Source organism: Sphingomonas sp., assembly GCF_026460985.1.
Taxonomy (GTDB): Bacteria; Pseudomonadota; Alphaproteobacteria; order Sphingomonadales; family Sphingomonadaceae; genus Sphingomonas.
In genome coordinates, this window is the sequence record NZ_JAPKNM010000016.1 from 16,974 (window position 1) to 39,800 (window position 22,827).

The 22,827-nt window shown below is 67.4% G+C and carries 18 protein-coding genes; 4 read left to right on the forward strand and 14 right to left on the reverse strand.

Features of this window, described 5'->3' with window-relative positions; translation table 11 throughout:
- Positions 1-15 precede the first annotated feature (15 nt).
- A complete protein-coding gene (locus tag MT490_RS03195; RefSeq protein ID WP_297384194.1) occupies positions 16-2,229 on the reverse strand; it encodes an adenosylcobalamin-dependent ribonucleoside-diphosphate reductase in 2,214 nt (737 codons plus the stop codon).
- A gap of 186 nt (positions 2,230-2,415) precedes the next feature.
- Between MT490_RS03195 and MT490_RS03200 the strand changes: the two genes are divergently transcribed.
- Positions 2,416-2,874, forward strand: coding sequence for a pseudoazurin (locus MT490_RS03200; RefSeq protein WP_297384195.1), 459 nt, complete (start codon positions 2,416-2,418; stop codon positions 2,872-2,874).
- 138 nt (positions 2,875-3,012) lie between these two features.
- Here the strand turns inward: MT490_RS03200 and nirK are convergent, their stop codons facing one another.
- Positions 3,013-4,071 (reverse strand): copper-containing nitrite reductase, encoded by a 1,059-nt coding sequence (gene nirK, locus MT490_RS03205; RefSeq protein WP_297384197.1) that lies wholly within the window; start codon positions 4,069-4,071, stop codon positions 3,013-3,015.
- Between the two features lie 95 nt (positions 4,072-4,166).
- Complete coding sequence (locus MT490_RS03210) at positions 4,167-4,904, reverse strand: helix-turn-helix domain-containing protein (RefSeq protein ID WP_297384199.1); 738 nt, start codon at positions 4,902-4,904, stop codon at positions 4,167-4,169.
- A 91-nt stretch (positions 4,905-4,995) separates the two neighbouring features.
- On the opposite strand from MT490_RS03210, the gene MT490_RS03215 reads away from it, so the two are divergent.
- Positions 4,996-5,493 (forward strand): hypothetical protein, encoded by a 498-nt coding sequence (locus MT490_RS03215; protein ID WP_297384200.1) that lies wholly within the window; start codon positions 4,996-4,998, stop codon positions 5,491-5,493.
- Positions 5,494-5,504: 11 nt separating this feature from the next.
- Here the strand turns inward: MT490_RS03215 and MT490_RS03220 are convergent, their stop codons facing one another.
- Positions 5,505-5,882 (reverse strand): response regulator, encoded by a 378-nt coding sequence (locus tag MT490_RS03220; RefSeq protein WP_297384201.1) that lies wholly within the window; start codon positions 5,880-5,882, stop codon positions 5,505-5,507.
- 52 nt (positions 5,883-5,934) lie between these two features.
- Entirely contained in the window at positions 5,935-6,627 is a 693-nt protein-coding gene (locus MT490_RS03225; RefSeq protein ID WP_297384203.1) for an alternative oxidase, read from the reverse strand.
- 196 nt (positions 6,628-6,823) lie between these two features.
- Between MT490_RS03225 and MT490_RS03230 the strand changes: the two genes are divergently transcribed.
- Positions 6,824-8,266, forward strand: coding sequence for a PAS domain-containing sensor histidine kinase (locus MT490_RS03230; RefSeq protein WP_297384205.1), 1,443 nt, complete (start codon positions 6,824-6,826; stop codon positions 8,264-8,266).
- Entirely contained in the window at positions 8,256-8,867 is a 612-nt protein-coding gene (gene fixJ / locus MT490_RS03235; protein ID WP_297384207.1) for a response regulator FixJ, read from the forward strand. The genes MT490_RS03230 and fixJ overlap by 11 nt, the downstream gene beginning before the upstream one ends.
- Positions 8,868-8,963: 96 nt before the next feature.
- Here the strand turns inward: fixJ and MT490_RS03240 are convergent, their stop codons facing one another.
- From MT490_RS03240 to MT490_RS03280, 9 genes are all read right to left on the reverse strand, one after another.
- Positions 8,964-10,178 carry an NnrS family protein gene (locus MT490_RS03240; RefSeq protein WP_297384209.1) on the reverse strand — a complete coding sequence of 405 codons (1,215 nt, stop codon included), beginning with the start codon at positions 10,176-10,178 and terminating at the stop codon, positions 8,964-8,966.
- A 62-nt stretch (positions 10,179-10,240) separates the two neighbouring features.
- Positions 10,241-12,520 (reverse strand): nitric-oxide reductase large subunit, encoded by a 2,280-nt coding sequence (locus MT490_RS03245; protein ID WP_297384210.1) that lies wholly within the window; start codon positions 12,518-12,520, stop codon positions 10,241-10,243.
- Positions 12,521-12,826: 306 nt separating this feature from the next.
- Complete coding sequence (gene ubiM, locus MT490_RS03250; protein WP_297384212.1) at positions 12,827-13,996, reverse strand: 5-demethoxyubiquinol-8 5-hydroxylase UbiM; 1,170 nt, start codon at positions 13,994-13,996, stop codon at positions 12,827-12,829.
- 71 nt (positions 13,997-14,067) lie between these two features.
- The gene (adhP, locus tag MT490_RS03255; protein ID WP_297384214.1) at positions 14,068-15,102 is read right to left on the reverse strand and encodes an alcohol dehydrogenase AdhP; all 1,035 of its coding nucleotides are present in this window, start codon (positions 15,100-15,102) and stop codon (positions 14,068-14,070) included.
- Positions 15,103-15,155: 53 nt separating this feature from the next.
- Positions 15,156-16,676 (reverse strand): aldehyde dehydrogenase, encoded by a 1,521-nt coding sequence (gene adh / locus MT490_RS03260; RefSeq protein WP_297384216.1) that lies wholly within the window; start codon positions 16,674-16,676, stop codon positions 15,156-15,158.
- Between the two features lie 161 nt (positions 16,677-16,837).
- Entirely contained in the window at positions 16,838-17,800 is a 963-nt protein-coding gene (locus tag MT490_RS03265; protein ID WP_297384218.1) for a GAF domain-containing protein, read from the reverse strand.
- A 234-nt stretch (positions 17,801-18,034) separates the two neighbouring features.
- A complete protein-coding gene (locus MT490_RS03270; protein ID WP_297384220.1) occupies positions 18,035-20,143 on the reverse strand; it encodes a TonB-dependent receptor plug domain-containing protein in 2,109 nt (702 codons plus the stop codon).
- Positions 20,140-21,018 (reverse strand): hypothetical protein, encoded by an 879-nt coding sequence (locus MT490_RS03275; RefSeq protein WP_297384222.1) that lies wholly within the window; start codon positions 21,016-21,018, stop codon positions 20,140-20,142. The genes MT490_RS03270 and MT490_RS03275 overlap by 4 nt, the downstream gene beginning before the upstream one ends.
- A 104-nt stretch (positions 21,019-21,122) precedes the next feature.
- Positions 21,123-22,826 (reverse strand): M56 family metallopeptidase, encoded by a 1,704-nt coding sequence (locus MT490_RS03280; RefSeq protein ID WP_297384224.1) that lies wholly within the window; start codon positions 22,824-22,826, stop codon positions 21,123-21,125.
- Between the last annotated feature and the right edge of the window lies 1 nt (position 22,827).

Here is a 22,827-nt window from a genome sequence, read left to right on the forward strand (position 1 = left end):
TCGCGGTGCCACGGCTCATCCGCATTTTGAGAAGCCGCAGTCTAGGCAGGTGTTGCACCCTTCGGATCGCGCCAGCGTGGCGGCTCCGCACTGGGGGCAGGTCTGCGGGATCGCCTTGGCGGTGCGCGCGACATCGGCATGGTGCGCGTTCGGCAGCTCGAGCCCGCCGACGTGCCGCTCGATGATCCCGCCGATCGCCGCGAGCAGCGAAGGCACGTAACGCCCCTGCATCCACGCGCCGCCGCGCGGATCGAACACCGCCTTGAGTTCATCTGCCACGAAGGCGACGTCGCTGGTGCGCCGGAACACCGCCGAGATCATCCGGGTGAGCCCGAGCGTCCAGGCATAATGCTCCATGTCCTTGGAGTTGACGAATATCTCGAAGGGGCGCCGGCCGGCGCCGTCGGGCATGTCGTTGATCGTGACGTAGACCGCGTGGGGGCTGTCGGGCCAGCGAAGCTTGTAGGTCGTGCCGTCTAGCGCTTCCGCCCGCGGCTCGAGCGGGGCCTCGACGATCGCCGGCTTCGCCTCGGGCGCGGCCACGCTCAGGATCGATCCGGTGACGGGATTGGGCCGATAGGTGGTGAGCCCCTTGCAGCCCAGATGATAGCCTTCGATGTAGATGTCGGCGAAGGCTTCGAAACCGATGTCCTCGGGGCAGTTGACCGTCTTGGAGATCGAGCTGTCGATCAGCGCCTGGGCGGCGGCCTGCATCGTCAAGTGATCCGAGGGCGTGAGCGTCTGCGCGCTGACGAAGAGCGATTCAGGCGGAGCGGCGTCGGCCATTTCCCGGCGCCAGACCTGCATCGCATAGTCCTCGACCGCCTGTTCGCGCGTCGAGCCGTCCGGCTGCCGGATACGGCGCGTGTAGGAATAGGCGAAGACCGGCTCGATGCCCGACGAGACGTTGCCCGCGAGCAGCGAAGTGGTTCCGGTCGGCGCGATCGACGTGAGGCATCCGTTGCGCAGCCCATGTTCGGCGATCAGCGCGCGAGTCGCTTCGTCGAGCGATGCGAGGTTCGGGCGCTCGAGCATGGTCTCGTCATAGACCGGGAAGGCGCCCTTCTCTTCGGCGAGCAGCGCCGAGGTGCGATAGGCCTCGCGCTTGATCGCCGCGAGCCAGCGACGCGTGAGCGCGACCGCTTCGCTGCTGCCATAGACCGCGCCGCAGAAGAGCAGCGCGTCGGCGAGCCCGGTGACTCCCAGGCCGATCCGCCGCTTCGCCTTGGCCTCGGTCTCCTGGTCGGACAGGGGATAGCGCGAAATGTCGATGACATTGTCGAGAAAGCGGACCGCGGTTCGCGTGAGCTCGCCGAGCGCTTGCTCGTCGAGCGCAGCCCCGTCCGCAAAGGGGCAGTCGACCAGGCGTGCGAGGTTGATCGAGCCGAGCAGGCACGCGCCATAGGGCGGCAGCATCTGCTCGCCGCAGGGATTGCTGGCGGCGATCGTCTCGCAATGCGCGAGATTGTTCGCCTGGTTGACGCGGTCGATGAAGATCACCCCCGGCTCGGCGGTGTCGTAGGTGGCGCGCATCAGCCGATCCCACAGCGCCCTGGCCGAGACGGCTCCATAAGTCGTGCCCGCGAAGACGAGCGGCCATTCGCCGTCTGCGGCGAGCGTCTTCATGAAGGCGTCGGGAACCAGCACCGAGATGTTGAAGTTCCTGAGCCGCGCGGAGTCGCGCTTCGCGTCGATGAAGGCCTCGATGTCGGGGTGGTCGATCCGAAGGCAGCCCATCATCGCGCCGCGGCGCTGGCCCGCCGACTCGACGGTGCGGCACATCGCGTCCCAGCAATCCATGAAGCTCAGCGGCCCCGATGCTTCGGCGCCGACGCCGCGCACTGCGCTGCCCGCCGGCCGGATCGTCGAGAAGTCCATGCCGACGCCGCCGCCCTGCTGCATGGTCACGGCCGCCTCGCGCAGATGCTCGAAGATTCCGTCCAGGCTGTCGGGGACCGTGCCCATGACGAAGCAATTGAAGAGCGTGACCGCGCGATCGGTGCCGGCGCCCGCCAGGATGCGTCCGGCGGGAATGAAGCGGAAGTCGGTCAGCGCTTCCTCGAAGCGTGCGCGCCACAAGGGCCGGACCTCCTCGCGCTCCACCCCGGCCACCGCCGCCGCCACGCGGGCCACGGTCTCGTCGATGCAGGCGTCGCCCTGGTCGGGAGCGGGCCGGAAGCGATATTTCGCGGTCCAGATTTCTTCGGCGAGCGTGTTCGCGAACTCCATTCCCTGCTCCTTCGACAGCGCTGATTGCGGACGGCGAAGGTGCAGCGGCGAGCGGCGCTGGCGGTTGATCTGCCTCAAATCGGCGGCGCGGACGGCTTTTTGATGCACCGCATCCGGCGCCCCGCGACCCCGCGGTACGACAGTCGAGCCACGGGCGAGCTTCCGCCCGATCGAATGGAGGTATGAATGCGTATCCGTCTCGGGGCGCTCGGCGCAGTCGCCGCCCTAGCGCTCGCGTTTCCCGCAACGGCGGGCAACCCGGCCGCCCCCGCGGCCAGGGCCTATACCGTGAAGATGCTCAACCGGGGTGCCGCGGGCATGATGGTGTTCGAGTCGAGCATCCTCCGCATCAAGCCCGGCGAGAGCGTGACCTTCACGCCCAACGACATGGGTCACAATGCCGAGAGCATACCGGGCATGGTCCCCGCCGGCGCCCAGCCGTTCAAGGGCGCGATGAGCAAGCCGCTGACCGTCACCTTCACCAAGCCTGGCGTCTATGGCTTCAAATGCGCCCCGCACCTGGGAATGGGTATGGTGGGCGTGATCGTGGTCGGCAACCCGACCAACCTCGCCCAGGCGAAGGCAGTCAGCCTGCCGGGCAAGGCAAAGCAGGTGATGGCGGGACTGCTGGCAAGCCTCCGGTAGCGCCTCGATCCTTCCAGCCAAGAAAAGGGCGCCGTCTTTCCCGACGGCGCCCTTTCTCTTGTCTCTCTCAAGTCCGGCCTCGAGAAAGGGCGGCAACGGGTTCGCCGCTGCCGCCCTTCCCGACTTCAGCCCTGCCGGTCAGTGCCCGTCATGGGCATTGGGATCGAGCGGCTGGCTCGGCTTGAAAACCTCGGGCCTTGCCTCGCCCTCGACCACCAGCAGGCCCTTCAGCCCCCGCTCCATGCGCGCCAGCGCGTGGTCGACCAGCACGAACCGGCCGGGCACGTCGACCTTGAAATCGGTCATCGCCGCGCCCCCCGGCGGAACGGTGATCGTCTGCACGTCGGTCATCGGCGCGGAGGTGATCGAAGCCAGCGGATAGGCCTTGTCGAAGATCTCGCCGATCACGTGGAAGCTCGACGTCTTGTTGGGGCCGCCCACGCCGAAGAAGATGCGCACCGTCTCGCCCGCCTTCGCATTGAGCGGGCGCTTGGCGAGCGCATCGGCCGCGCCGTTGAAGACATAATATTCCGGTGCCTCGGCGAGCAGCTTGTCGACGCTCTCGCTTAGCTCTCCCTTCGTGCCGAAGGGTTGCTCGGTATAGAGCTCGCCCTGCATCACGTAGAATTCGCGATCGGCCTTGGGCAAGCCCTCGGCGGGTTCGACCAGGATCATCCCGTACATGCCGTTGGCGATGTGCTGCGCCACCATCGGAGTCGCGCAGTGATAGACGTACAGCCCCGGGTTGAGCGCCTTGAAGGTGAAGCCCTTGGTCTCGCCGGGCGCCGCCATGGTTGCCACCGCGCCGCCGCCGGGACCGGTGACTGCATGGAAGTCGACATTGTGCATCATCATGCTGTCGGCGGCGTTCTTCATCGTCACTTCGACAGTGTCGCCGACACGGACGCGGACGAAGGGGCCGGGCACCTTGCCGTTGAAGGTCCAGTAGCGATAGCTCGTGCCGTCGCCCAGCTGGCCGGTGACTTCGACGGTATCGAGATGGACGCGAACCGTCTCGGGGCCGCGACGCGCGAGCGGAGGCGGAAGATCGGTCGCGTCGCGTGCAATATCGACGCCAGGTGCAGTCGCCCGGGCGGGATCTTCGCCGTGCCGCCCATCCGTCGGAGCAGCGAAGACCGGTGCCGCCAATGCGAATGCCAGCGCGCTAGCGGCCCCCGCCAGGAATTTGTTCAACATCGTGATTTCCTTTCTTCCAACCACTAGGATCGGACATATTCGCCTCAGGAAATCGCGACTTGCGGAGGGTCAATTCGCTGCCGATTTGATCCAGCTCATCTGTCGACCGCCGCCAGGGCCTCGAGCCCGGCCGGATCATGGACGATCAGGTCGTGGATGCTCGTCATCCGCACCAGCCGGGCGCGCTTGAGAGCGCTCAGCTCGCGGCTGACCGTCTCGATCCTGAGGCCGAGATAGTCGGCGATGTCCATGCGCGACATCGGCAGCGTCGCGCGGAGCGGATCACCCGGATGCTGGCGCGTGCGCCGCGCCATCTGGAGAATGAAGCTGGCGAGCCGCTCCACCGCCGTCTTGCGCCCGAGCAAAACCAACTGGTCGCGTGCCGCCGAGAGCTCGGTCGCGGCCACCGCGTAGAGCCGCCGCTCCATGTGCGGGTGCGCTTCGACGAAGGCGTCGAAGCGCACCCGGGGGAAGCGGCAAAGCCGCGATTCCGCAACGGCCTCGACCGTGAACGGATGCTCGTCCTCCAGCGTCACACCGAGAAAATCTCCCGGAAAGGCAAAGCCGGTCACTTGGCGCCGCCCGTCGTGGAGCAGCTTGGACATCCGGAGCACGCCGCTGGTGACGGTGAACACGTGCCCGGCCGCATCGCCTTCCCAGCAGAGCGCCTCCCCAGGCGCCAGCAGCTTGTCGGTGCCGCTGCGGCGGAACGCCGCCAGTTCATCCGGGTTCAGTGCGTTGCACACCGCCAGATCCCGCACGGGGCAGCCGGCGCAGGGATGGCTGCAGGCCAGAGGCTGCATGTCCGCAACGGGACGGTCGCTGAGGTACATCGGGGTCTCCGGAAATCAAAAGTGAGGCAGATCAATGCATTGAATCAGGCGAGGGTTAGGCGTGAGGATAGATGTCCAGCGGATCAGTCCCATGTCGTCCTTCTCCGTTGCGCGGTTGAGCCGAGACGAGACCGACCAGGCCTATGCGCTGGTCCGGACCTTCGCGCCGGGCATCTCCCGGGAGCTGTGGAATGCCTATGCCGCGTCGCAGTTCTTTCGTGGCGGCTTCCTTGTGCTCTGGGGGCCGGGACGCACGATCTTCGGCCTGGCGGGCTATCGGATCGAGGCATGCGAGCGCACGGTTCGGGTTCTGCTGATCGAGGACTATGTGACGATCGAGCTGAGCGCGTCGGCGCCGGGGCGAAAGCTCCTGGCCCAAGCGATCGAGGCGCTCGCCGCCGAAGCGGGATGCGGCGCGATCCGGCAGGTGGTTCCCTTCGGCTCGGCCGCGGATCCCGCATGGGGCCGGCTGCGCAACTATATGGCGCTGACGCATGTGCCCCTGGGAGTCACGCTCACCAAGCGCGCCGAATGCCGATGCGCGGAGCTTCGACCGCTGCCGCCTTGCGAGGCGGGCCCGAGCCATTGAGCGCACCAGGCTCATTCCCGGTCTCCTTCGAGGGCGAGGGCCGTCCTGATCGCGAGGGCGAGCACGTTGCCGAGCAGGGGCTTTTCGATGAGGGTCGCACCCGCCTCCTCGACCCGTTGCCGTAGCCGCCGCGAGGGATTGCTCGTGATGACGATCGCCGGTGAAGCGATGGCCCCCGCCCGGAGCTGCGCCAGCAGGCCGAGCCCGTCCACGCCGGGGAGACGATGGTCGAGCAGGAGGCAGGCCATGTCGTCGAGCCGCTCGCACGCGAGCGCGGCTTCGGCGTTCGCGAAGGCATGGACGTCGAACCCTTCGGTTCCCAGCGCGAACGCGATCGAGGATCGGACCGCGGGATCGTCGTCGACGAGGAGGAGGTGGGGCCGGGGCATTTCGACTCCGCGGTGCATGGCGGCGGGATCGCTCCCGCCGCCATGGATCGGTTCAGGCCGCCTTCTTCCAGGCGGGCTCGAGCGCCTGGTGCGGCGGGCAGGGCGCGATCTCGCCCTGCGGCCTGCCGGCGAGCTCGTCGGCATAGCCGTGGTTGACGTCGCGATGATGCGCCTCGTCGGCACGCACGACCAGCACCACGTCGCGCAGCGTGGCACCGTCCGGAAGGCCCCAATAGCGCTTGGCGATCTCCGGCGCCGGCCCGTTCTCCGAACGGGCGGCCTCGTCGATCTCGGCCAGATAGTGGGTGTAGCTGATCACCGCTTCTTCCTCGAAATAGCCGACGACGCGGTGCGCGGTCTTGGCGCTGATCAGGTAGAGCGCGAAAAAGGCGAGGTAGAAGACCCACTGGACGCCGATGATGACGGCGCGCTCGTACCAGGTCGGCTTGCAGATCTCGACGAAGGTCATGAGGTGCATGCGCTCGTTCTCGGCCTCGTCCATCAGCGTCTTGATCCAGCCCCGATCGTCGCACATGCGGCGCAGGCACTTGAGATGGGTGATCGTCGCGCCGACCATGCCGGGCACCGCCGCCACCGTCTCGAGCACCACGGCGCGGTGGCCGTAGCGTTCGGCGAAGAAAGTGTCCGCGACCCAGCGCAGCGCCTTGGTGAAGCCGAAGGCGACGCGATCCGAAACGCCCTTCGGGGCATGATGGACGGAAAGATCGACGAAGGGCGGCGTCATGTTGAATTCTCCTTGTTCCTGCGCCAGTTGATCCGGGCAAATCGTCGACGGCGATCTAGGCGCACCTCTCGGGAGCGGAAATTTGGGTCTTCATCCTAGGGTACGTACCGGAGGCAAAGCGGATGTCGCCGGAGCCTTTCGGCCGGCCCTGAAAGGCCATGCGCCGGCGCCCATCGCCCAATATATCGGCGGCCTCATGGCCACGCTGATCGCGCTCGGCGTCACCGGCTTCTGCTTCGTACTGCGGCTCCTGCTCGATCCACTGCTCGAGAACCGCGCCACGTTCATCTTCTTCGTGCCCGGCGTGGTGGCGGCGGCATTCGGCGGGTTCTGGCCCGCGATGATCGCGACCGTCGCCGGCGCCGCGGCCGGCATCGCCGCGGACAGGATCACCGGCGAGCTGCTGTTCGGCGATTGGGTCGCGGCGTCGCTGTTCCTCGGCGTCGGCAGCGTGGTCGCGTTCGGCGGCGCCTGGCTGACGCGCGCGCGCGATCGCCAGGCGGCCACCACGCGCGAGCTAGCGCAGCGCGAGGCGCATCTCACTTCCATCCTGCAGACCGTTCCCGACGCGATGATCGTCATCGACGAGGACGGGCTGATCCGCGATTTCAGCGATACCGCCGAACGCCAGTTCGGCTGGACCGCGGAGGAAGTGACCGGCCGCAACGTCAGCATGCTGATGCCCTCGCCCTATCGCGAGGCGCATGACGGCTATCTCCAGCGTTATTATCGCACCGGCGAGCGGCGGATCATCGGCGTCGGCCGCGTCGTGGTCGGCGAGCGCAAGGACGGCTCGACCTTTCCGATGGAACTGGCCGTCGGTGAGATGCGGCTCCTGGAGGGGCGCTTCTTCACCGGGTTCGTGCGCGACCTGACTGAACGGCAGCAAACCGAGACGCGGCTGCAGGAGTTGCAGAGCGAGCTCGTCCATGTGTCGCGGCTCACCGCGCTCGGCGAGATGGCCTCGGCGCTGGCGCACGAGCTAAACCAGCCGCTGAGCGCGATCGGCAATTATCTGATGGGCAGCAAGACGCTGCTGGGCCGCGATCCCGTGCCGCAGGAGCGCGTCGCCGATGCCGTCGAGCGCGCCGCCAGCGAAGCGCTTCGGGCCGGCGAGATCATCCGCCGGCTGCGCGACTTCGTGTCGCGCGGCGAGACGGAGCGGCGGCTCGAGAGCCTGCCCAAGCTGCTCGAGGAAGCGAGTGCGCTCGCGCTCGTCGGCGCCAAGGAGCATGGCGTGCGCGTGCGCTTCGACCTGAGCCCCGAGGTCGACCTGGTGCTGGTCGACAAGGTGCAGGTCCAGCAGGTGATCCTCAACCTGATCCGAAACGCAGTCGACGCGATGACCGAGACCGAGCGGCGCGAGTTGACCGTGACCGTCGCGCCGGAAGACAGCGAGATGGCGCGAGTGACCGTTTCGGACACCGGGCCGGGAATCCGCCCCGATGTCGTCGACCAGCTCTTCCAACCCTTCGTCACCACGAAGCGCACGGGGATGGGCGTCGGGCTTTCCATTTGCCGCACGATCGTCGAAGCCCATGGCGGCAAGATCTGGGCGGGTCCGAACGAGAGCGCGGGCGCGGTGTTCCACTTCACTGTCCCGAGCGTCGGCAAGGAGGAACTCTACGATGGCGAATGAGCCGGTGGTGCATGTGATCGACGACGATGCGAGCGTGCGCGATTCGCTCGCCTTCCTGCTCGATTGCTCGGAAATCCGCACGTGCACGTATGAATCGGCGATACAGTTCCTGAAGGCCGTCCCCACGATGGAGCCCGGCTGCATCATCACCGACGTGCGCATGCCCGAGATGAGCGGATTGGACCTGGTCGCCAGGCTCCGCGACATCGGCGTGACCGATCCGGTCATCGTCATCACCGGCCATGCGGACGTGCCGATGGCGATCCAGGCGCTTCACCAGGGCGTCTCCGACTTCATCGAGAAACCCTTCAGCGACGAGGCCATCCTGCTCGCCGTGCGCACTGCGCTCGCCCGGCAGCGGAGCCGCGACGAGATGGCGGTCGAGCGCGACGAGATCCGGAAGCACCTCGCCACGCTTTCGGGGCGCGAGCGCGAAGTGATGGAGGGCCTCATCGAAGGCAAGGCGAACAAGGTGATCGCCTATGACCTCGACATCAGCGCGCGGACCGTCGAAGTGTATCGCGCGAACGTGATGACCAAAATGGGTGCGCGCACGCTCTCCGAGCTCGTGCGCATGGTGATGATCGCCAGGCTGGCCTAGGACCGCCTGGCCCCGCTCCATTTCTCGGCGATCCAGCGGCGGAGGGGCCGGCGGCATCGGGGTTGGGCGTCTGCTCGAACGCGATCGCGACCGAATTCAAGGCCTGCCGTCCGGACGCGGGCCGAGGAGCATCGGACCGTAGACGATCACGAACAGCAGGAAGGCTGCACCCCACAGCGCGCCCGCGGCTCCGATCGCATGGACATAATCGAACGGTAGCATCGGCGCCGCGAAGCGCAGCGCGGCACCGGCCGTGACCAGCGCGTAGATCGCCTGGGTCCCCGGACCCGCACGGAGCGCGCGGCCGGTATGCCCGAGCGTCGCGCGCGTCATCACCGCCAGCGTCATCGATGCCATCGCGCCGGCGCTCAGCGCGTGGAGCGCAGACGAGGCCGGAATGCACCAGACGAACGCGCTCGCGCCCAGCAGCAGCAATCCCAGCGGAAGCCACGCATAGGAGACGTGCAGGATCAGGACGAGCGGTTCGCGAAGCGTGCGATGCCCCGACCAGCGCGCGAGCCGGACGGTCTGGAGGGCGCCCGCGGCAAGCAGAAGCGCGCCGGTCGCCGCCGCGTCGGGCATCGACGCCCAGGCGACGAGCGACGCCGCAGTCGCCGCGAGTACCGCGATGTCGAACCGGTTGGGCTGGCCGGGCAGGCCCTGTTCCCGGCCCTGCTTGGCGAGCCAATTGCGCGTGAACGAGGGAATGATGCGCCCGCCGATCAGGGTGACCAGCATGAGCACCAGCGCGAAGCCCAGGCGCCAGCCGAGCCCAGGCGGGACCGCCAGGCCCAGCGCCTCGGCATGATCGAGCGCTGCGGCGGCCGCGAGCAAGCCGACGGCGATCACCACGGGCACGTTGCGGTTCTTCGCGGCGAGCACCTCGCGCGCCGCCACGAAAGCCAGGGTCGCGAGGAAGCCGATGTCGAGAAGAGCGGCGAGCGCCGCGCCGCTCAGAGCCGAGAAAAGAACCGCCACCCTGGCGGCGAGCCACAAGCCGGCGAGCGCTGCGAGCCGGCCGCCCGCGATCGGCAGGCGGCCGGTCCAGTTGGGGATCGCCGTCAGGAGGAAGCCTGCGATCACGCTGCCGAGATAGCCGAACAGCATCTCGTGCCGATGCCAGGCGAGCGGATCGAAACGGGTCGGCAGTTCGACTGCGCCCGCGAGTACGCCCACCCAGAGCGCGACGACGAGGAGCGCCCAGAGCGCGCCGCCGAGGAAGAAGGGCCGAAAGCCCCCGCGCAGGAAGGGCGGGAGCCGCATCAGCCGCTCGTATCGTTCGCCTTCGGCCTTCATCGAATCATGTCCCATGGTGGAAGGAAACGGGGGCCGGCCCGCGCGCCCTGAACGCGGACCGGCCACCGGCGGCGCCCCTATTCGGCGGGCACCAGCTCCGGCGCCCGGCGCGCCGCTCCGCGCGCGCCGCCGCCGATCAGCAGCCTGACCATGAACAGCGCCAGCACGATCGCGCCGATGCTGAACACGATGTCGCCGGGGACGCGCAGCCACACCAGCGTCTCCATGACGTTGCTGTGGATCACCTCGGGCGAGCGCGCGTACCAGAAGCTGTTGGTGATGCTGTGATACGCCTGGTAGAGCCCGGAAGGCACGAGGCTCAGGAACACCATCGCGCCGAGGCCGAGGTTGAGCGTCCAGAACACCGGCTTCAGAAGCGCGTCCGACCAATTCGCGCCGCGGAACATCGTGCGCAGGCAGAACAGCATCAGGCCGATGCCGAGCATCCCATAGACTCCGAACAGCGCGGCATGGCCATGGCTCGGCGTCATGTTGAGGCCCTGGATGTAATAGAGCGAGATCGGCGGGTTGATCGCAAACCCCAGGATGCCGGCGCCCACCAGGTTCCAGAACGACACTGCGACGAAGAACAGGATCGGCCATTTGTAGGTCTCGACCCACGGCGCCGCCCTGGTCATGCGGTAGTTGTGGAGCGCCTCCACTCCGAGCAGGGCCAGCGGCACCACCTCGAGCGCCGAGAACATCGCGCCCCAGGCAATGATCGGCGTGGTCGTGCCCGCGAAATAGAGGTGATGGAGCGTGCCGAGGATGCCGCCGGTCAGGAACACCGCGGTCGAGAAGACCACCGCCGTGTTCGCCGCCCGCGCGCGGACCAGGCCGAGCCCCGCGAAGATGAGCGCGATCACCGCCGTCGCGAAGACCTCGAAGAAGCCCTCGACCCAGAGATGGACCACCCACCAGCGGAAATATTCGATCATCGACAGCGGGCTGTGCCGTCCCCAGGTGAGCGCCGCGCCGAAGAACAGCCCGATGCAGATGGTGGAGATGAACACCATGCCGATGAGGCCGCGGCTTTCCGACGGCGTCTTGAGCGCGGGCCACAGCGCGCGGCCGACCAGCGTGAGCCAGATCATCAGCCCCGCGAACAGCAGGATCGCCCAGAAACGGCCGAGGTCGACGAATTCGTAGCCCATATGGCCGAACCAGAAATTGGCGTCGCCTGCCGCGAGCTTCTGCTGGATCGCGAGCCACTCGCCCGCGAACGAGCCGAGCACCACGACGAGCAGCGCCACCCACAATATGTTGACGCCGAGCCGCTGGAATTTGGGCTCGTGCCCCGAAAGCATCGGCGCGACGTAGAGCCCGGTCGCGAGCCAGGCGGTCGCGATCCAGAAGATGCCGAGCTGAGTGTGCCAGGTGCGCGTCAGCGCATAGGGGATGATGTCGGAGATGGCGACACCATAGAAGTCCTGGCCCTCGACGGCGTAATGGGCAGTGACCGCGCCGAGTACGACCTGCGCGAGGAACAGCCCGATCGCGGTGTAGAAATATTTGATCGCGGCCTTCATCGAGGGCGTGGGCTTCATCCCGAAGAGCGGATCCGCGGCCGGCGCCTCGGCATGCTCCTCCTCGCCGTGGCGCGCCTGGTACCAGGCGAGCGCGCCTACGCCGGCGATCAGGAACAGCACGCTCGCGATCGACCACATTCCGAGCGACGCCGAAGGCAGGTTGCCGACAAGCGGCTCATGCGGCCAGTTGTTGGTGTAGCTGATCGTATCGCCGGGACGCGCGGTGACGCTGGTCCAGGCGGTCCAGAAGAAGAAGGCGCCGATCCTCGCGCGATCCTGATCGCTCTTCAGCGAACGCTCCGGGATCGCATAATCGACACGCAGTTCCTTGAGCGCGGGGTTGTTGCTGAACAGCTTGGCATAGTGGTCGGCCACCAGGGCCATCGCCTGCGCCCGCTCGCGCGAGACAGTGATCGTGCCGGTCCCGGCATCATAGCTGTTGACGCGAAGTTCGGCCTTTAGCCGCTGCTCGAGCGCGGCCTTCTCCTCGGGGTGCAGCGCGGCGAACGGCTTGCCCTCCTCCTTCTGCGCCCAGATGTCGAGCAGCGCGGTCGCTTCGCGATGCAGCCAGTCGGCGCCCCAATCGGGCGCGACATAGCCGCCATGGCCCCATACCGAGCCGAGCTGCATGCCGCCCAGCGTCTGCCAGACTTCGCGGCCCGACTGGATGTCTGCCTTGGTGTACAGGGTGGCGCCGTCGACGGACACCACCTGTTCCGGCACCGGGGGTGCCTGGACGTAGATCTCCCGGCCGATAAGGCCGAGAATGCCGAAGGAGACGACGAATATCGCCGCCAGCCACAGCCATAGCTTCTTCGAATTGGTCATGGTTCCCCCCAAGGGTCACGCGGATTGCAGCCCGCGGGATAGGGAGGCTTGGGCCGGCCGGAAATTTGGGTGCGCGCCCTAGGGTACGTACCGGAGGGGAAATACCGAATGTGAAATGCGGCCCGCGGCGCGATAGCCAGGTTCGCGGGTTTGATCTGCGTCAAGAATGGAGATCGGCACCGAGGAACCCTGGCCGGGTGTCGTACGACATCCGGCTCTGGCTGGGCCGCGCGCGGCCGCTCCCGATCCCCTCCTGCCAGGGGGAGGATAAAGACGGCGGAATATCGGTACGAGCCGGTCGGCCGGTCAGCGGTGCGCGAGCAATGCGCCCACGCCGCGTCGAACGAGGGGCAGCCGGTGCGCCGAGCGCAGCAAGGCGGCGCGGGCCAGGCGCGATGCGACGCCCTCGCGCGTGTAGAGTCCCACGATGGCATTCGTGGCGTCGTAGATCGGACGGCACGCCAGCCTGTGGAGCAGCTCGTATCGCGCGAGCACGCTCCCGCGCCCCGGATCCACGCCCCGGCCGACAGCGCGGAGCAGTTCCCGCGCGAGGCCATGCTGCCCCAGGAGCCCGAGGTTGAAGCCGTGCGCCGTAACCGGGTGCATCCCGACGGCGGCATCGCCGATCAACGCGGCACGCTCGGCGACGAAGCGCCGGGACCAGGTCACCGTCAGCGGATAGACATGCCTCGTGCTGACGAGCCGCATCCTGCCCAGGCGGAACGCGAATCGCCTGCTCACCTCCGCGTCGAACGCTTGGGCGTCGAGGCCCGCAAGCCGCTCGACCTCCTTCGACGGAAGAGTCACGACTGCCGAGGAGATCCGCCCGTTGAGCGGCAGCAGGGCAAGCGTCTGATGGTGATCGAACCATTCGGTCGCGACGCGCCGATGCTCCTGTTCGTGCTCCATGCGGCAGACGAGCATCGAGCGCCCGGTGCGGTGCATCCGCGCGCCGATGCCGAGCATGTCCCGGACCGACGACAGCCGCGAATCGGCGGCAACGACGAGCCGCGGCCGAAGCGCGCGTCCGTCGCCGAGCGTGATTTCCACGCGTTTGGGCCCCGGCCGCACCGCGACGACCGCGGTGCCGGCGAGAATCCGGACGTCGGGGCATGCCGCGGCCGCCTTGTAGAGCTCGCGCCGGATGCATTGGTTCGGCACCAGCCATCCGAGGAGTCCCTCGATGTGCCCCGGAGGCTCGAATGCGAGAACGAACGGAGAGGGTCCGTTCAGCACCTGCGCCTCCCTGAGCGGCGCGACTTCCTCCGCGGAGAATCCGTTCCAGACCGACAGCTCGTCCAGAATGTGCGCCGATCGGTGCGTCAGCGCGATTTCCCGGCCGTCGAATGGCGGATCCGCCAGTTGATCACTCGAAAGCCGTTCGACGATGGTGATGGCCAGGCCATTTCCCGAGAGCGACGCGGCCAGGCTCAATCCGGCCGGCCCGCCGCCGACGATGACGATGTCGCTGTCCATCTTCGCTCCTTCGTCGCGCTTCTCACCCGATGGCGCGCGAAGCCGAAATGCGATGGATCAAATCCCTTCCCTCAGGCAGTCAGGTCGAGGACGACGCGGCCCTCGATCTGCCCCTTGCGCATCCGATCGAACACTTGGTTGATGTCGCCCAACGCCGCCGTCGAGATTTCCGCGGCGACCTTGCCGTCGCGGGCGAAGTCGAGCGATTCCTGCAAGTCGAGCCGCGTGCCCACGATCGAGCCCCGCACGGTGATGCCGTTCAGCACCATGCCGAAGATGTTGAGCGGAAAGTCGCCGGGCGGCAGGCCGTTGAGCACCACCGTCCCGCCGCGCGCGACCATGCCGATCGCCTGCTCGAATGCCTTTTCGCTCACTGCGGTCACCAGCGCGCCATTGACGCCGCCGCCCGTCGCGCGCTTCACCGCCGCCGCCGGATCGGGATCGGTGCGCGCGTTCACCGTCGCCTTGGCGCCCAGGCGGCGGGCGAAGTCGAGCTTGGCGTCGTCGATGTCGATGGCGACGACGTCGAGGCCCATGGCGACTGCATATTGCACGGCCATATGGCCCAGCCCGCCAATGCCCGAGACGGCAACGGAGTCGCCGGGCTTGGTGTCGGTCATCTTGAGCCCCTTGTAGACCGTCACTCCCGCGCACAGCACGGGCGCGATCTGCGTGAACTCTACATTGCCGGGCAGGTGGCCGACATAATCGGGATCGGCGAGCACATAGTCGGCGAAGCCGCCGTTCACCGAATAGCCGGTGTTGCGCTGGCTCTCGCACAGCGTTTCCCAGCCGCCCAGGCAATGCCGGCAATGGCCGCAGGCCGTGTAGAGCCAGGGAATGCCGACGCGATCGCCTTCCTTTACGTTGGTGACGCCCGCGCCGACGGCCGACACGTATCCCACGCCCTCGTGCCCGGGGATGAAGGGTGGGTTCGGCTTGACCGGCCAATCGCCCTCGGCCGCGTGCAGATCGGTGTGGCAGACGCCCGATGCCTGGATGGCCACCTGGATCATGCCGGGCTGCACTTCGGGAACGGGAACCTCGTCGATGCTGAGCGGTGCGCCGAATGCGCGTACGACCGCTGCTTTCATGGTCTTGGCCATGGTGACCTCCTGATGGATCGATTGCACTGGGGCGGTTCGCCGCGACGTGGTGGTCAGAAGAAGCCGAGCTTCTTCGGGCTGTAGCTCACCAGCATGTTCTTGGTCTGCTGATAGTGGTCCAGCATCATCTTGTGGGTTTCGCGTCCGATGCCGGACTGCTTGTACCCTCCGAAGGCGGCGTGCGCCGGATAGGCGTGGTAGCAGTTGGTCCAGACTCGGCCCGCCTTGATCGCCCGTCCGAAGCGGTAGCAGGTGTTCGCATCGCGGCTCCACACGCCGGCGCCGAGGCCGTAGAGTGTGTCGTTCGCGATCGCGAGCGCCTCGTCGGCATCCTTGAATGTCGTGACCGACACCACGGGGCCGAAGATCTCCTCCTGGAATATCCGCATGCGATTATGCCCGTGGAAGACGGTCGGCTGAACATAGAAGCCGCCGGAGAGTTCGCCGCCGAGATCGGCGGCACCACCGCCCGCGAGCAGGTCGGCGCCTTCCTGACGGCCGATCTCGATATAGCGCAGGATCTTGTCGCGTTGCTCCGAAGAGGCCTGGGCGCCGATCATCGTCGCCGGATCGATCGGATTGCCCTGCCGGATCGCCTTCACGCGCGCGAGCGCCTTCTCCATGAAGCGATCGTAGATCGCCTCGTGAACCAGCGCCCGGCTGGGGCAGGTGCACACTTCGCCCTGGTTCAGCGCGAACATGACGAAGCCCTCGATCGCCTTGTCGAGGAAGTCGTCGTCCTCGCGCGCCACGTCCTCGAAGAAGATATTGGGCGATTTGCCGCCGAGCTCGAGCGTCACCGGGATCAGATTCGCGCTCGCATATTGCATGATGAGCCGGCCCGTGCCGGTCTCTCCGGTGAACGCGATCTTGGCGATCCGATTGGACGAAGCGAGCGGCTTGCCGGCCTCGAGCCCGAACCCGTTGACGATGTTGAGCACGCCGGGGGGCAGCAGGTCGCCGACCAGCTCGGCCCAGACCATGATCGAGGCCGGGGTCTGCTCCGCCGGCTTCAGCACGACGCAATTGCCGGCGGCGAGCGCGGGGGCGAGCTTCCATGCCGCCATCAGCAGCGGAAAGTTCCACGGGATGATCTGGCCGACGACGCCCAGCGGCTCGTGGAAGTGATAGCCGACCGTGTCCCGGTCGATCTCGGAGATGCCGCCTTCCTGCGCCCGGATGCATCCGGCGAAATAGCGGAAATGGTCGATCGCGAGCGGGAGGTCCGCGGCCATGGTCTCGCGGATCGGCTTGCCATTGTCCCAGGTCTCGGCGAGCGCCAGCTTCTCGAGATTCTGCTCCATCCGGTCGGCGATGAGGCTGAGGATGCGCGCGCGCTCGGCCGGCGCGGTGGCGCCCCATCCGTCCTTGGCGGCGTGCGCCGCGTCGAGCGCCGCCTCGACGTCCGAAGCATCGGAGCGGGCGATCCGGCACACGGTCTTGCCCGTGATGGGCGAAATACTCTCGAAATACCTTCCGGCGCGCGGCGCCGCGAACCGGCCCGCGATGAAGTTGTCATAGCGTTCCGCGAAAGGTGCCGTCATGTTGGCGGCAGGGCTGGTCTGCATGTCCATTTTCGTCCTCCTCTCCTTGCACCGAGGCGCAAGCCGGTTTTCCGGCGCGGGAGGAGGCTTTCATGGAGGCCCGATTCTGCCAATAAGTGAAGCTACGAAGCCGCTGCCGACCCGTCTCGGAAGTGAGACACTCGCCGTCGCCGTTTTCAGCGACGGGCGATTCAGGCCGGCGGACGCAGCCGGTGACGTTGCAGCCGCCGATAGAGAGTCGCTCGCCCGATGCCGAGGATCCGGGCCGCCTCGCTGGCATTTCCCCTGGCCTGCGCCAGCGCCTGCCGCAGGGTAGCACGCTCCGCTTCCTCGAACGAAGGCGCCTCGGGCTGGCCCAGCACGTCCGCCGCCGTGCGCGGGCGGGCGAGCGCCTCGTCGGTCAGACCGTATCGGACGCGGGCCGCATGGCTCGCGCCGATCACGATGTCGTCCCGATCGACGGCGAGCAGCGCATTCCCCTGCATGCCATGGTTCGGCGCGACGAGGATGCGCGCGTGGGAATAAGCTGCCTGGAAAAATTCGCGTTCGATACGCCGCGCCGCGTCGCGCACTACCGCTCCGACGAGCGTCGCCATCGCCTCGCCATGGTCGTTGCGGCAGCTGGACATGTCGAGCGCTGCGACCAGCCGCCCCTGCGGGTTGTACACCGGCGCGTCCATGCAGCTGATCCCGATGTTCCGGCAGGCGAAATGCTGATCGCGGTGGATGGTGACGGCGCGTTTCTCCGCCAGGCAGGTGCCGATGCCGTTCGTGCCTTCCGCGGCTTCGCTCCAGATCGCGCCGGGAATGAGGCCGACCTCCTCGAACATGTCCTGATCCGCGGGCCCGGCGCGCGCCGCCAATATGAGCCCGTCGGCGTCGCTGAGCACGACGGCGCAGCCCGAGTCTCCGACGGTCGCGAACAGCTGATCGAGAATGGGGCGGGCAACGACGAGCAGGGGCTCGTTCGCCTCGTGGAGCTGGCGCAGCTCGGCTTCGGAGACCGATGTCCGCGCGCGGACATGCCCCGGGTCGAGGCCGTGCCGAAGCGCCGAGCGACACCAGCTCGCCGCAAGCGGTGAGGTCGCGGCGCTGGTCGGCGATTGCACTATGGAATGCACCAGCCGTTCGTGATCGTGGCTTCTCTCGCGCATCGTATCTCTGTCATCGACAATAGCAGTCGCCGCTGCTCCCCGGAAGCGCATCCTCACTGGCGATGCCCGCGCCGCCGGCGCTGAGGTCTCGCGATCTGGAATCTACGTGAGAGAAATTCTGGAGGAGCTGCTCGAAAATCGTCGCGAATTTCCGTTAAATCCTTGAAAATACTTGGTGACTCCTCCGAGAGTCCATATCAGCCAGTTGCGTGGCAAGACCATCTCAACGCGCGTCTAGAACGTCCCCTGGATCGTCAGGGTGAACAGCGGGCCGACCATCTGGTGCTGGCGCTCGTAGAAGCTCACCGGCGCGCTGTTGCGCCGGCCGGAATGGACCGTGCGGTAATAGCGCACATGGCCGTCGTTGAGATTGAAGACCTGAAAGTTCACCTTGAGACCCTCCACGTCCTTCAGCTCGATGAACGCGCTGGTATAGGGGCCCTCCCAGCTCTGGCTGATCTCGTTGAGATAATAAGCGAGCCCGTAATGCTCGAACGAGAGGCCGCCGCCCCAGGCGAACTGCGTGCCGGGAACGTCATGGCGCAGCGTCAGCGCCGCCCAGCGATCGCGCGTGTTGCTGATCACGCGCTCTGCACCGGTAAGCGGATCGCGCACGCGGCTCCGCTCGAAACCCACATCGGCGTCGAGCTTGGCGCCTTTCCAGCCGATGGGGTCGAACTGGATCGTGCTGATGCTCTGGACGCCGAGCCGCGTGGCGCGCGGCAGGTTGCCGACCGCATCGCCATCGACCCCGACCGGAATACGATCGACGATGTCCTCCACCCAGTGACGGTAGATCTTGAGCCGGGTCTTGCCCCATCGCCCGAAATTGCGCCCGACTTCGCCCGTCAGCTCCCAGCTTTGCGGCGGCACGAGATTGGGATTGGCGTCGTTTTCGCGATCGTTGGTGATGTCCTGGTTGGCGAGGAAATCGTAGAAGCTGATCTGGCCGACCTTGCGCTCGAACTTGAGGCTCGCGTCCCAGCCCGCGGCCGGACGCCAGGCGAGCGAGGCGCTTCCCTTGGGGCGGAAGAAATGGCGCGCCGGATCGACGCTTCCCAGCTTGGCGAGCTCCGAATATTCCGCCCCGCCGGCAAGCTGCAGGTCCAGCCTGGACGATAGCGGGCGGCTCAGCGCCGCAACGCCCTGGTAGCGTTTCTCCGTCACGGTTCCGCTGCCCTGCGGGAACGGAATGTCGACATAGCTGCCGTCCGGCTGCAGGCTGGCCAGACTGCTCCGCTGCACGAGCCGGTTGTCGGCGCGCTCGAACGAGACGGTCCAGTCGTTGCGCCCCCCTTTCCAGCGATATTCGAGCCGGCCGATCGTCTCGCCGATCTTCGAATCCTGCCCGTAGCGGGTGCCGGTCGAAGGCGCGCCGCTGTCATAGTCGGTGCGCTGGTCGTAGGTCGCCGGCGCGTGCTCGAAGTGGCGCAGGCCGATCACCTTCAGCCGGCCGCCGCCCAGAGGCACCGAGATGTCGCCGCTGATGTCGTACTGGAAGCCGAAGGTGCGGCGGCGATTGTCCCAGTCATTATGGTTCCCGTCGACGCGCACGCGCCGCTGGAAATTGTCGCCGCGGTTCCAATAGGGGTAATAAGCGAGGTTGAGATTGGCCTGGAGCGGACCGTTGCCGCCATATTTCAGGATCGCGGAGACCCGCGCCTGATCGAAGCTGTTCCAATAGACCTGGTCGCGCCGCTCTATCAGCGTACCGTCGGGCGCCAGGATGCGATAGTCGTTGCCGCCCATCGCGCCGCGGCCGGGATCGTTCTCCAGCGACACGGTATAGCCCAGCGCGCCGCTCGTGCCGCTGTAGCTGATCGATCCGGCGAGCCAGCGCGGTTTGGCGAAATGCGGCCGCAGCTGCGGGCTCCAGCTGAAATTGCCGCCGGCCTTGCGGTCGGCCTTGAGGATCACGTCGGCAACCTGCCCGGTGAGTCCCGCGATGCCGAGCGAAGCCGCTTCCTTGATCTCGATGCGCTCGACATCGGCCGCGGGCACTTTCTGCAGCTGCGCGGCCGCCCCGCCCGCCTTGTCGGTGGCGCGCTGGCCGTTGATCAGCACGTTCTCCGAGGCCTCCCCCAGTCCGCGCGCGTCGTCGGCGCCGCGAATGGTGAACCCCGGCACCTGATTCAGCATGTCGTAGGCGGTCTGCGGTGCGAAGCGCACGAAGTCGGCCGGCGTGAAGACCTTGGCGCCGGTTGCCGCGGCGGAGGGTTCGGCTGGCGTTTCGCGCTGGGCCCGGGCCGACAGCGGTGCGAGCAACGCCACCGACACCGCCAGCCATTCGCCCGCAAGACGCGACGGCCCGGTCAAACCACGCTTCTGATATGCCCGGCTCATTTGCTGGCACGCAGATCCTGGGCGTCGATACCCGTTATCCGCAGCTTGATCAGCTCGCTCGCTTCGAGATTCCGCGTTCCGCCGCTCGCGAAGGCGCGGACATAATCGGGCGTGACGTCGAAGATGCGCAGCTGGATCAGCGTATCGGGAGACAGGTCGTGCAGACCCACTGCGCGCATCGACCGCACAAAATCGGGCGTGACGCCGTGGATCCGCATGGCGAGCAGGTTCTCGGTGCTGATCCGTGCGTATCCGAGCCTGGCAAATTCCCCGATCGCCTCGGGCGTCACGCCGTGGATCTTGAACGCCACCAACGTCGGGATCGCGCCGCCTTTGTAGCCGGCATTTGCGAAGCGGTGCACCAGCGCCGGGGTGATCTGGAAAATGCCGAGCTGGATCAGCTCGTCGAGCGTGGGCGTCCCCCAGCCCTCGGCGCGCAAAGCGTCGAGCACCTCAAGCGACACGCCGCTCATGATGAGCGCGAAGCTCTGGTCGCGATCCGGCCGGGCGATACCGCGGGCGGCGAGCCGGTCCGCGAAGGCCGGGCTCGGCGCCATCGCGCAATTGCCGTCGGCACGCCGATCGTGGCCGAGCCCTTCGCAGGCGAGCGTGCCGGCCGGCCGCAGGAGCCGGAACTGGACGCGGCCGCCGCGATCGAACACGTCGCGGGTCAGTCCATCGAAATCGGACAGCGGCACCGACTGGGACCAGTTGTTGCGGTGCTTCGGGCCGGCATTGTGCTCGACGCGCAGCTCCACGTCGGACGAACCCTCCAGATGCGCTTCGAAAGCGAGGCGATCCCAGGTGTCGAGCGGCATGGCGGATGCGCAGCAGGTGAGCAGCATCGCCGTCGAAGCAAGCACGGAACGAAGCATGAGCGGTCTCCTCGTTTGACAGGCAAAGGGGTGCCGTTCGCCCGCGACGGAGCGTTTCGGCGGTACGGTTGGGGACGTGGACGGTGGCGCGAACGCGATGCCCGTTACGGGCCGTCGCTATCCTTGTCGGGATCGAAGCCCACCGCCTTCAGCTCGGTCAGCTTGTCGGGCGAGGTGACGCCGATCCCGCGCGCCCGGAGTCTGCGCACATATTGGGGAGTGACGCCCAGGGCGATCATGCCCTGGTAATCGTCGAGCGAGCCGCGGACCCCCAGCCTGCGCATCTCACCGACATAGCCGGGATCGAGCCGCAGGGCGCGCGCGCCCAATATCTGCTCGAAGTTCCCTGCCAATCCGGCGGCACGCATGTCGCGGACATATTCGGGCGTGACGCCCAGCGATCGAGCCTGCGCCAACTGGTCGGTCGTCAGGCCCGGAAAGCCCGCCTGCGCCATGGCGCGCTTATATTCCGGCGTGATTCCGATGGCGCGCATCTCGATGATCTGGTCGACACGGATCTCTTGTGACGGGCTGGCCTGTGCCACCACGACGGGAACGGCAAGCTGGACCGCTTGCATGGAAACCTGCGACGCGGAACTCGCCTCGACCAGGGCTTGGTCATTGGTCGAAGTCGAAGGCAAAGCATCGGTATCCTGCGCTCGAGCCGACACGCCGTGCGTCAACGAAGTCGCCGATGATGCCCGTGATGCCGGGGATGCCGGTGCGGCGCTCGCCGCGCGTACCGGGCCCGCGGCGACCGATGCGGCCTGGCTGGGTGCGAGTGTCAACGCGGCAAGCGGCGCGGCCATGGTGAGCATTCCCGCGGCGAACCCCGCTACCCATGACCTGCCCGAAGGCCGGCGCGCAGGATTGAGGTCGAGCACCCGCGCGATGCGGCGATGCAGCGAGTTCTTCCCCGGCGCCACGCCATGCGCGCCGAGCAGCACGCCGCGGCACTCGTGGCGGGCCACGCCGATCAACAGCTCGGCATAATCGGGCCCGTCGATATCGGCGGCGAGCACGGCGTCGTCCGCTGCTTCCTCGCGCAGCTGATGGGCCTCGCGCGCCAGAACCCAGGCGAGCGGATTGAACCAGAAGGCGGCGGTGGCGACGCGCGCGAGCATCAGCTTCGCCCAATCGAGCTGGACGACATGCGCCAGCTCGTGCGCGATGATCGCCTCGGCCTGTTCGGGGGCGCGCGCGGCCGCGTCGCTGAGCAGGATCGTCGGGCGCATCAGCCCCCAGCTGATCGGCGAGGCGAGCTCCTCGCTCCTGAGCAATGCCGTGCCGCTCTTGAAACCCATGCGCCGCTGGGCGCGGGCGAGCGCGGCCAGCCACTCGGGCTCGACCAGCACTTCGGCGCGCGCCCGCAGGCCGACCAGGCGGAGCAATGCCGCCAGGGTGAGAAGCAGCAATGCCGCGGTCGGCAGCAGATAGGCATGCCGTGCCAGCGCGCCCACGACGTTGCCAAACGCCGACGGCTGATCGGACATGGCCTGAATCCGCGGTTCGGCGGCCGGCAGCGGAAGCGCCGCCGCGTTCGACTGCGCGACGTCCGCCGTCGCTGGTGTCGCCGTGGCGGGCGGCGGCGTCGCGTCCATCCCCACCATGCGCGCGATCGATTCCGGAACCGGCAACGACAGCGACGGCAGCGCCAGGCTCGCAAGCGGCAACGCGACAAGCGCGAACAGCCCGAGATGCGCGATCGTCGAGCGCTCCGCGGCGGAGCGACGGCGGGTCAGGCGGAGCAGCAACAAGGTCGCGGCGGCGACGAGGAGCGACTTGAGCGCGAGGAGCAATATGGCCATC

Excerpts from the sequence above, each read along its gene's own strand:
- MT490_RS03265 (WP_297384218.1), bottom strand. The coding sequence starts at position 17,800 with ATGCGCGAGAGAAGCCACGATCACGAACGGCTGGTGCATTCCATAGTG.
- MT490_RS03230 (WP_297384205.1), top strand. The coding sequence starts at position 6,824 with ATGGCCACGCTGATCGCGCTCGGCGTCACCGGCTTCTGCTTCGTACTG.
- nirK (WP_297384197.1), bottom strand. The coding sequence starts at position 4,071 with ATGTTGAACAAATTCCTGGCGGGGGCCGCTAGCGCGCTGGCATTCGCA.
- MT490_RS03210 (WP_297384199.1), bottom strand. The coding sequence starts at position 4,904 with ATGTACCTCAGCGACCGTCCCGTTGCGGACATGCAGCCTCTGGCCTGC.
- MT490_RS03245 (WP_297384210.1), bottom strand. The coding sequence starts at position 12,520 with ATGACCAATTCGAAGAAGCTATGGCTGTGGCTGGCGGCGATATTCGTC.
- adhP (WP_297384214.1), bottom strand. The coding sequence starts at position 15,102 with ATGGCCAAGACCATGAAAGCAGCGGTCGTACGCGCATTCGGCGCACCG.
- MT490_RS03280 (WP_297384224.1), bottom strand. The coding sequence starts at position 22,826 with ATGGCCATATTGCTCCTCGCGCTCAAGTCGCTCCTCGTCGCCGCCGCG.
- fixJ (WP_297384207.1), top strand. The coding sequence starts at position 8,256 with ATGGCGAATGAGCCGGTGGTGCATGTGATCGACGACGATGCGAGCGTG.
- MT490_RS03200 (WP_297384195.1), top strand. The coding sequence starts at position 2,416 with ATGCGTATCCGTCTCGGGGCGCTCGGCGCAGTCGCCGCCCTAGCGCTC.
- MT490_RS03195 (WP_297384194.1), bottom strand. The coding sequence starts at position 2,229 with ATGGAGTTCGCGAACACGCTCGCCGAAGAAATCTGGACCGCGAAATAT.
- MT490_RS03220 (WP_297384201.1), bottom strand. The coding sequence starts at position 5,882 with ATGCCCCGGCCCCACCTCCTCCTCGTCGACGACGATCCCGCGGTCCGA.
- adh (WP_297384216.1), bottom strand. The coding sequence starts at position 16,676 with ATGGACATGCAGACCAGCCCTGCCGCCAACATGACGGCACCTTTCGCG.
- MT490_RS03275 (WP_297384222.1), bottom strand. The coding sequence starts at position 21,018 with ATGCTTCGTTCCGTGCTTGCTTCGACGGCGATGCTGCTCACCTGCTGC.
- MT490_RS03225 (WP_297384203.1), bottom strand. The coding sequence starts at position 6,627 with ATGACGCCGCCCTTCGTCGATCTTTCCGTCCATCATGCCCCGAAGGGC.
- MT490_RS03240 (WP_297384209.1), bottom strand. The coding sequence starts at position 10,178 with ATGGGACATGATTCGATGAAGGCCGAAGGCGAACGATACGAGCGGCTG.
- MT490_RS03215 (WP_297384200.1), top strand. The coding sequence starts at position 4,996 with ATGTCGTCCTTCTCCGTTGCGCGGTTGAGCCGAGACGAGACCGACCAG.
- ubiM (WP_297384212.1), bottom strand. The coding sequence starts at position 13,996 with ATGGACAGCGACATCGTCATCGTCGGCGGCGGGCCGGCCGGATTGAGC.
- MT490_RS03270 (WP_297384220.1), bottom strand. The coding sequence starts at position 20,143 with ATGAGCCGGGCATATCAGAAGCGTGGTTTGACCGGGCCGTCGCGTCTT.